The sequence below is a fragment of the Chromobacterium sp. S0633 genome (genome assembly GCF_024158805.1).
GTDB lineage: Bacteria > Pseudomonadota > Gammaproteobacteria > Burkholderiales > Chromobacteriaceae > Chromobacterium.
Map to the genome: position 1 here is coordinate 18,871 of NZ_JAMZGH010000052.1, position 8,621 is coordinate 27,491.

7 protein-coding genes and 1 pseudogene are annotated in these 8,621 nt (G+C 67.7%); all 8 read left to right on the plus strand.

Features of this window, described 5'->3' with window-relative positions:
• Positions 1–407: 407 nt before the first annotated feature.
• Positions 408–1,187, plus strand: coding sequence for an AraC family transcriptional regulator InvF (invF, locus tag NK214_RS22040; RefSeq protein ID WP_107800831.1), 780 nt, complete (start codon positions 408–410; stop codon positions 1,185–1,187).
• A complete protein-coding gene (gene sctC / locus NK214_RS22045) occupies positions 1,184–2,920 on the plus strand; it encodes a type III secretion system outer membrane ring subunit SctC (protein ID WP_305883571.1) in 1,737 nt (578 codons plus the stop codon). Before invF ends, sctC begins: the two co-directional genes overlap by 4 nt.
• Positions 2,910–4,043 carry a YopN/LcrE/InvE/MxiC type III secretion system gatekeeper gene (locus NK214_RS22050; RefSeq protein ID WP_304502826.1) on the plus strand — a complete coding sequence of 378 codons (1,134 nt, stop codon included), beginning with the start codon at positions 2,910–2,912 and terminating at the stop codon, positions 4,041–4,043. The genes sctC and NK214_RS22050 overlap by 11 nt, the downstream gene beginning before the upstream one ends.
• A gap of 107 nt (positions 4,044–4,150) precedes the next feature.
• Complete coding sequence (locus NK214_RS22055) at positions 4,151–6,211, plus strand: EscV/YscV/HrcV family type III secretion system export apparatus protein (RefSeq protein WP_107800829.1); 2,061 nt, start codon at positions 4,151–4,153, stop codon at positions 6,209–6,211.
• A gap of 15 nt (positions 6,212–6,226) precedes the next feature.
• Complete coding sequence (spaK, locus tag NK214_RS22060) at positions 6,227–6,634, plus strand: SPI-1 type III secretion system chaperone SpaK (RefSeq protein ID WP_107800828.1); 408 nt, start codon at positions 6,227–6,229, stop codon at positions 6,632–6,634.
• Complete coding sequence (gene sctN / locus NK214_RS22065; protein ID WP_227105388.1) at positions 6,631–7,920, plus strand: type III secretion system ATPase SctN; 1,290 nt, start codon at positions 6,631–6,633, stop codon at positions 7,918–7,920. The genes spaK and sctN overlap by 4 nt, the downstream gene beginning before the upstream one ends.
• On the plus strand, positions 7,904–8,356 hold the full coding sequence (locus NK214_RS22070) for a hypothetical protein (protein ID WP_019103510.1): 453 nt from the start codon (positions 7,904–7,906) through the stop codon (positions 8,354–8,356). The genes sctN and NK214_RS22070 overlap by 17 nt, the downstream gene beginning before the upstream one ends.
• Positions 8,353–8,621, plus strand: a pseudogene (locus NK214_RS22075) (hypothetical protein); the annotation flags it as partial. The gene NK214_RS22070 and the pseudogene NK214_RS22075, both read left to right, overlap by 4 nt.

Consider the following 8,621-nt stretch of genomic DNA (forward strand, 5'->3'; position numbering starts at 1 on the left):
CGCATTCTCTCCATCGGCAGCACGGCGGTTTTTGATTTTGGTTCGATCATTTATTTGGCATGTCGGGCCTATCTTTGCCTATAGCACGGCGGCGGCGCGCCCGCGCCCGCGTAGTTTTGCTGAGCGTTCTTACGGATGGCGAAAAGCCGGCGCCATGGTCGATAGTTGAAAGTTGCCCGCGGCGGGGAAAGGGATAATCGCGGCGCTGATCCCGGCTCAAGCGGGGCGCGCCTGCGCGCTCGCTGCGGCCTGCGCCGCGCGAGGGCCGTTGCGGCGGGCCTGTTCTTTCTATCTGGCGGGCGCTGGAGCGAAAACTCGGGATCCCATCAGATTTGCATCAGGATTCGCCCGCGGCGCTGGGGGACACTTTCCCGGTCCAAGCACGAGCCCCGCAGGGCGTTTGACCGATGACCGATAACGATGTGTTGCTCCCGCTGGAGACTTTGGAGGCCGCCGCCAAGCGCTGCGCGCCGGCCCAGGACGTCTGGCTGCTGCCGCCGCGCCGGGAAGAGGCGCGGCTGGAATTGAGCTGGGAAGAGGGCGCGGAAACGCTGACCCTGGCGGCGGATTGGCAGGGCCTGCTGCTGCTGGACCGCGTGGATGTGAGCGTGGCCGCCGGCGCGCTGGCCTTCCAGCCGGTCCGGCTGGAGCCCTTGAGCAAGCTGCTGGCTTTTGTCGACGAAGCCAAGACCGACGAGGCCCGCGACGCGGACGCGCCGGCTGGCGAGGCGCGTTGCGCGCAATTGCCGCTGGCCGATCTGAGCGCCTGGCAGGACCGCAAGCGCTGCGAATACTGGTTCTTGCTCCAAGTGTTGACGCCGTCGCCGGCCTTCGCCGCGCTGCTGTCGCTATTGCGCCGCAGCGAGAGCTATTGGCTGGTGCGCTTCCTGCTGGCCCAGTCCACCTGCGGCGACAAGCTGCAGGCGCTGGGCGAACGCTACGGCGTGTCCTACTCCCACTTCCGCCGCTTGTGCCGCCACGCCTTGGGCAACGCGGCCAAGACCGAGCTGCGCGACTGGCGCATGGCCCGCTCGCTGCTGGACGTGGCGGAGGGACGGGAAAACCTGACCCAGGTGGCGCTCAAGCACGGCTACGCCTCGTCGTCGCATTTTTCCAACGAAATCAAGGGACTGATCGGCGTGTCGCCGCGCGGTCTGTCCAATATCATTCAACTGGCCACCAAATGAATCGAAGCTTTTTATCCGCCGCGCTGCTGGCCGCGACGCTGCTCGCGGCCCTGCCGGCCGCCGCCGCGCCGGAACCGGCGCGCGCCGCCGACTCCGCCGGCTACGTCGCCAAGAAGGAGGGCCTGCGTTCTTTCTTCGACGCGATTTCCTCGCGGCTGAAAAAGCCGGTGATCGTCAGCAAGCAGGCGGCGCGCAAGCAGATCAGCGGCGATTTCGACCTGGCCAATCCGCAGGCGCTGCTGGACAAGATGACCCAGCAGCTGGGCCTGATCTGGTATCACGACGGCCAGGCCATCTACGTCTACGACGCCAGCGAAACCCGCAACGCGGTGGTGTCGCTGCGCAATGTCTCGCTCTCCGCCTTCAACGACTTCCTGCGCAAGTCCGGCCTCTACGACAAGCGCTATCCGCTGCGCGGAGACAACCGCAGCGGCACTTTCTACGTGTCCGGGCCGCCGGTCTTCGTGGATCTGGTGGTCAACGCCGCCGGCTTCATGGACAAGCAGAGCGACGGCATCGAGCTGGGTCGGCAGAAGATCGGCGTGGTGCGGCTCAACAACACCTTCGTCAGCGACCGCAGCTATGAGTTGCGCGACCAGAAAATCGTCATCCCCGGCATGGCCACGGTGATAGAGAAGCTGTTGCAGGGCGAGGACAAGCCCTTGCAGACCGCCGCCAATCCGGCGCGGCCGCCGGCGCGGGGCAGCGACATCCCGGCGATGCCGGACTTCCCCGCCGGCGGGGAGCTCAAGGCGCCGGCCTACCAGGCCGGCCTCAGCCTGCCTGACGCGCTGAAGCAGGACACGGCGGCCGGCGACATCAAGGTGATCGCCTATCCGGACACCAACAGCCTGCTGATCAAGGGCACCACCGAGCAGGTGCGCTTCATCGAAAACCTGGCGCTGGCGCTGGACGTGGCCAAGCGCCATGTGGAGCTGTCGCTGTGGATCATCGATCTGGACAAGGGCGATCTGGATCAATTGGGCGTCAACTGGAGCGGCAGCGTCACCGTGGGCAACAAGCTGGGCGTGGCGCTGAACCCCAGCAATTCGATCAGCACGCTGGACGGCACCCGCTTCATCGCCTCGGTGATGGCGCTGTCGCAGAAGAACAAGGCCAATGTGGTGTCGCGCCCGGTGGTGCTGACCCAGGAAAACGTGCCGGCCATCTTCGACAATAACCGCACCTTCTACGCCAAGCTGGTGGGCGAGCGCAATGCCAGCCTGCAGCACGTGACCTACGGCACCCTGGTCAGCGTGCTGCCGCGCTTCTCCGCCGACGGCCAGATCGAGATGTCGCTGAATATCGAGGACGGCCGCGAGGCCAAGAGCCCGGATTACGACAAGGACCCGCAGGACGCCTTGCCCGAGGTGGGCCGCACCCGCATCAGCACCGTGGCCCGGGTGCCGCAGGGCAAGAGCCTGTTGATAGGCGGTTACACCCGCGACGCCAATATCGAGCAGAACAACAAGGTGCCGTTCTTGGGCAGCTTGCCGCTGGTGGGCGGCCTGTTCCGCTACCGCAGCCAGAACCAGAGCAATACCGTGCGCGTGTTCCTGATTCAACCGCGCGAGATCGACGACCCGCTGACGCCGGACGCCAGCGATCTGTCGGCGGCGGTGGCCAAGGAGGGCGGCATCTCCAGCGATCCGCTGCAGCAATGGGTGCGGGATTATCTGGACCGCGAACAGCGCGCCGAGGGCGCGGCCAAGGGCGCGACGCGTGGACATTAGCGGCCGTCCGCCGCCGGTCTTCGGCGTCCGCTCGCCCAAGCACCAGGGCAAGCTGGACGCCCAGCGCGACGCCCAGCGTCAGGGCGAGGCCCGGCAGGCGGACGCGCAGCAGGTGGAGGACGCCAGCCCGGCGGCCGAGGTGCAGCGCTTCGTCCAGTCCACCGATGAAATGTCGGCGGCGCTGACCCAGTTCCGCAACCGCCGCGATTACGACAAGAAGCTGGGCCATCTGGCCGACAGTTTCGAACGGGTGCTGGACGAGGAAGCCCAGCCCAAGGCGCAGCAGATCGTGAACGTGGCCAAGTCCCACGGGATCAGCGCCGAGGACTTGCTGCGCCAGGCGCGCTCCTTGTTCCCGGACGACAGCGATCTGGTGCTGGTGCTGCGCGAACTGCTGCGCCGCCGTCAGCTGGACGAGGTGGTGCGCAAACGCCTGCAGGCCCTGCTCAAGCAGGTGGAGGAGCAAGCCGAGGCCAAGCCTTTGAAGGCCGGCATCAATTGCGCGCTGAAGGCGAGGCTGTTCGGCAAGGCTTTGTCCCTGAGCCCCGGCCTGCTGCGCGCCAGCTACCGCCAGTTTCTGGAGAGCGAGGCGGCGGAAGTGGAGATTTACGCCGACTGGGTGGGCAGCTACGGCTACCAACGCCGGGCGGTGGTGCTGGATTTCATCGAAGGCGCGCTGCTGGCCGACATCGATTCGCTGGACGCCAGCTGTTCGCGGCTGGAGTTCGGCAACCTGCTGGGCCGGCTGAGCCAGCTCAAGCTGCTGCGTTCGGCCGACGCGCTCTTCGTCGGCCGCATGCTGGCCAACCCGCAGGTATGCGCCTTCAACCCCAGCGAGGCGGACTGGTTGTTGTTCCTGCTGTCGCTGTTGCAACAGCCGCAGCAGTTGGACGGCCTGCTGGCGGAGACGGTGGGCGACACCGCCTTGCTCAGCCGCCACAGCGAGCATTCCACCTTGCTGCAGGCGCTGTACCAGGCCTGCAAGGCGCTGCCGCCGCAGTTGTTCGTCGACGAACGCTGGCTGGACGCTTTGCAGGAGGAATTCCGCCGCCTGGCCGCCATCGCTTACCGCCACGAGCTGGCCGAGCGCCGGCGCGAGGCCGAGGGCGGCGGCGCGGAGTAAACGAGAGCCGCCAGGCAAGGCGGGGGGACACGTCCCGTCTTGCCTGGCTGTTTTTCCCGGCGGGCCGCGGCCCGTCGCCAATATCGAATCGCTTTGGATGACTAACGGTGTTTAATTCCCTGCTCAACGGCGCGCGCTCGCGGCCGGAATTGCTGATCCTGCTGTTGATGGTGATGATCATCGCGATGCTGATCATCCCGCTGCCCACCTATCTGGTGGACTTCCTGATCGGCCTCAACATCGTGATCGCCGTGCTGGTGTTCATGGGCTCCTTCTACATCGACCGCATCCTCAGCTTTTCCACCTTTCCCTCGGTGCTGCTGATCACCACCCTGTTCCGGCTGGCGCTGTCCATCAGCACCAGCCGCCTGATCCTGATCGAGGCGGACGCGGGCGAGATCATCAACACCTTCGGCCAGTTCGTGATCGGCGACAGCCTGGCGGTGGGCTTCGTGGTGTTCTCCATCGTCACCGTGGTGCAGTTCATCGTCATCACCAAGGGCTCGGAGCGGGTGGCCGAGGTGGCGGCGCGCTTCTCGCTGGACGGCATGCCCGGCAAGCAGATGAGCATCGACGCCGACCTCAAGGCCGGCATCGTGGACGCCGACGGCGCGCGCGAACGCCGCAGCGTGCTGGAGCGCGAAAGCCAGCTTTACGGCTCCTTCGACGGCGCGATGAAGTTCATCAAGGGCGACGCCATCGCCGGCATCATCATCATCTTCGTCAACTTCATCGGCGGCATCGCCGTGGGCATGACCCAGCACGGCATGGACCTGTCCACCGCGCTGTCCACCTACACCATGCTCACCATCGGCGACGGCCTGGTGGCGCAGATCCCCGCGCTGCTGATCGCCATCAGCGCCGGCTTCATCGTCACCCGCGTCAACGGCGACAGCGACAATATGGGCCGCAACATCATGAGCCAGTTGCTGGGCAACCCGTTCGTGCTGGTGGTGACCGCGGTGCTGGCTTTGGCGGTGGGCATGCTGCCCGGCTTCCCGCTGATCGTGTTCCTGATCCTGGCCGCGGCGCTGGGCGGCCTGTTCTATTACAAGCGCCGCATGGCCGGCAAAGGCGCGCCGGGCGCGGCCCAGTCTCCGGCGGCGGCCGCGGCCGGCGGGGCGCCGGCGAGCGGCAAGGACAGCTCCCTGGGCCTGATCGGCAATCTGGACAAGGTGGCGGCGGAAACCGTGCCGCTGATCCTGCTGGTGCCCAAGGCGCGCCGCGCCGCGCTGGAGCAGGCGCAGTTGGCCGAGCGCTTGCGCAGCCAGTTCTTCATCGACTACGGGGTGAGGCTGCCGGACATGCTGCTGCGCGACGGCGAAGGCCTGCCGGACAACCGGGTGGCGGTGCTGATCAACGAAATCCGCGCCGACGAGTTCGAACTGCATTTCGATCTGCTGCGGGTGATCAATTATTCGGACGAGGCCGCCGCGCTGGTGCAGCCGGTGTTCAGCGCCCAGGGCGCCAGCCAGTGCGCCTGGGTGCGCCCGGCCGACGGCGACAAGCTGGCCAAGCTGGGCTACCAGCTGCGCCCGGCGCTGGACGAGCTCTATCACTGCCTGGCCGCGCTGCTGGCGCGCCACGTCAACGAATACTTCGGCGTCCAGGAAACCAAGCACATGCTGGATCAGCTGGAGGCCAAATACCCGGACCTGCTCAAGGAAGTGCTGCGCCACGCCACGGTGCAGCGCATCGCCGAAGTGCTGCAACGGCTGCTGGCCGAGCGCATCTCGGTGCGCAATATGAAGCTGATCATGGAGGCGCTGGCGCTGTGGGCGCCGCGTGAGAAAGACGTGATCAATCTGGTCGAGCATGTGCGCGGCGCGCTGGCGCGCTACATCTGCCACAAGTTCGCCAGCGGCGGCGAACTGCGCGCGGTGATGATGTCCGCCGAGGTGGAGGACATGGTGCGCAAGGGCATACGCCAGACCTCGGCCGGCGCCTTCCTCAATCTGGAGCCGGCGGCTTCGGACGAGCTGATGGACCTGTTCGCGCTCGGTCTGGACGGCATGGGTATCGCGCACAAGGACCTGGTGCTGCTGGCCTCGGTGGACGTGCGGCGCTTCATCAAGAAACTGGTCGAGACCCGCTTCCGCGACCTGGAAGTGGTGTCCTTCGGCGAAATCGCCGACAGCGTGTCGGTGAACGTGATCAAAACCATTTAAAAAAGGATTCCGCCTATGTTCGCCATGGATATCGCCCAACTGGTCCGCTCCGCCTTGGAAGAGAGCGGCTGCGATCCCGCCCTGCTGGGCGAGCTGGACAGCCATTCCACCATTGCGCTGGATCTGCACGATCTGCCCAGCATCCACGTCAGCGCCCAGGACGGCGAGGTGTGGCTGTGGTCGCGGCTGGGCGAGCACAACGAGGCGGTGCTGGCCCAGCGCGCCGGCCAATTGCTGCAGGACCTGATGCAGGGCTGCCATTTCGCCCGCGGCGGCCAGCTGCAACTGGCCGCCAACGACGGCTATCTGGAGCTGAAGGCGATGGCCCACCCGGATTATCTGGCCGACGGCAAGCGCTTCTCCGAGGCGCTGAACGGCTTCTTCGACGCGCTGGAACGCTTCAGCGAGTCGCTGCTGCGATGAAAGCGCCGCGCCTGCTGCGCCGGCTGGCGTATCCGCAACGCCTGTCCGGCCCCATTCTGGAAGCCGCGCTGCCCGAGGTGGCGATAGGCGAGCTGTGCGACATCCGCCGCAGCTGGCAGGACCGCGAGGTGGTGGCCCGCGCCCAGGTGGTGGGCTTTCAAGGCCCGCGCGCCGTGCTCAGCCTGATCGGCAACGCGCGCGGCCTGTCGCGCGAGGCGGTGCTGCAACCCACCGGCCGCGCCTTGGCGGCCTGGATAGGCGAGTCGGCGCTGGGCGCGGTGCTGGACCCCACCGGCCGCATCGTCGAGCGCTTCGCGCCCGAGGCCGGCGTTGGCGGCGAGGAGCGCGGCATCGACGCCGATCCGCCGCCGTACTCGCGGCGCGTGGGCATACGCGAGCCGCTGGCCACCGGCGTGCGCGCCATCGACGGCCTGCTGACCTGCGGCGTCGGTCAGCGCGTCGGCATCTTCGCCTCCGCCGGCTGCGGCAAGACCGTGCTGATGCACATGCTGATCGAGCAGAGCGACGCCGACGTCTTCGTCATCGGCCTGATCGGCGAGCGCGGCCGCGAAGTGACCGAATTCGCCGAATCGCTGCGCGCCTCGCCCAAGCGCGAGCGCTGCGCGCTGGTGTTTGCCACCTCGGACTTCTCCTCGGTGGACCGCTGCAACGCGGCGCTGCTGGCCACCACGGTGGCCGAGTACTTCCGCGACCAGGGCAAGAAAGTGGTGCTCTTCGTCGACTCCATGACCCGCTACGCCCGCGCGCTGCGCGACGTGGCGCTGGCCGCCGGCGAACCGCCGGCGCGGCGCGGCTACCCGGCCTCGGTGTTCGACAGCCTGCCGCGGCTGCTGGAGCGCCCCGGCGCCACCCGCGGCGGCAGCATTACCGCCTTCTACACCGTGCTGCTGGAGAGCGACGACGAGCCGGACCCGATGGCGGACGAGATCCGCTCCATCCTGGACGGCCACATCTATCTGAGCCGCAAGCTGGCCGGTCAGGGCCATTACCCGGCCATCGACGTGCTCAAGAGCGCCAGCCGCGTGGCGGGGCAGGTCTGCGACGGCGGCCATCTGCAGGCGGCCTCGGCGCTGCGCGCCTTGATGGCGCGGCTGGAAGAGTTGCAAGTCTTCATCGACCTGGGCGAATACCGCCCCGGCGAGAACCCCGACAACGACCGGGCGATGAACGCGCGCGAGGCGCTGCGGCGCTGGCTGCGCCAGCCGGTGGACGAAGGCGCGGGTTTCGCCGACACCCTGCGCAGCCTGCATGAGCTTGTTGCCTAAGCTGGGCGCGCTGCTGCGCCGTTGTCAGGCGGCGCAATCGCGTTGCGAGGCCGAGCTGGCTCAGCTGGCGCGCCAGGACGGCGCGCTGGCGGCGGAGCAAGAAGCGCTGGCCTCGCAGGGCCAGGGCCTGCGCCAATTGCTGCTGGCGCAACGGCCGGCCGGGGCGATGAGCCGCGGCCAGCTGTTCGCCTTGCAGCGCAAGCAGGCGGTGCTGCGACGTCAGTTGCAGAACCTGGACCTGCAAAGCGGACAGCTGGAAGAACAGCGCCAGGGCCTGGCCGGCCGGCGCGAGGAACAACAGGTCTTGCGTCGGCAATGGCTGCGCAAGGAAGACAAGTATCAACGCTGGGCCAAGCTGCAGCGCCGCCAGGAACGCATGCGGCGTTTGCGGCTGGACGAGGCCGAGCAGGAAGAGAGGACGATATGGAAGCGATGACGCCTATTCCCGCGCCGAGCATGGACGCCCGGCCGGCGGCCGAAGCCGACGGCGCCGCTGAAGCCTTTGCCCGCGAAGCCCAAAGGCAGCGGCAAGACGCCGCCGATCCGGAGCGCGACGGCGAGGACGAGGCCGGCGAACGCGAGCGGGACCGCTCCCGCCTGCCGGCCGGGGCGCTGTGGCAGCCGCCGCTGCCGCCGCACTGGAACGCGGCGCGGCTGAGCGCCGGCGGCCGCCATGCGGCGGAAGCTGCACTGTCCGCGCC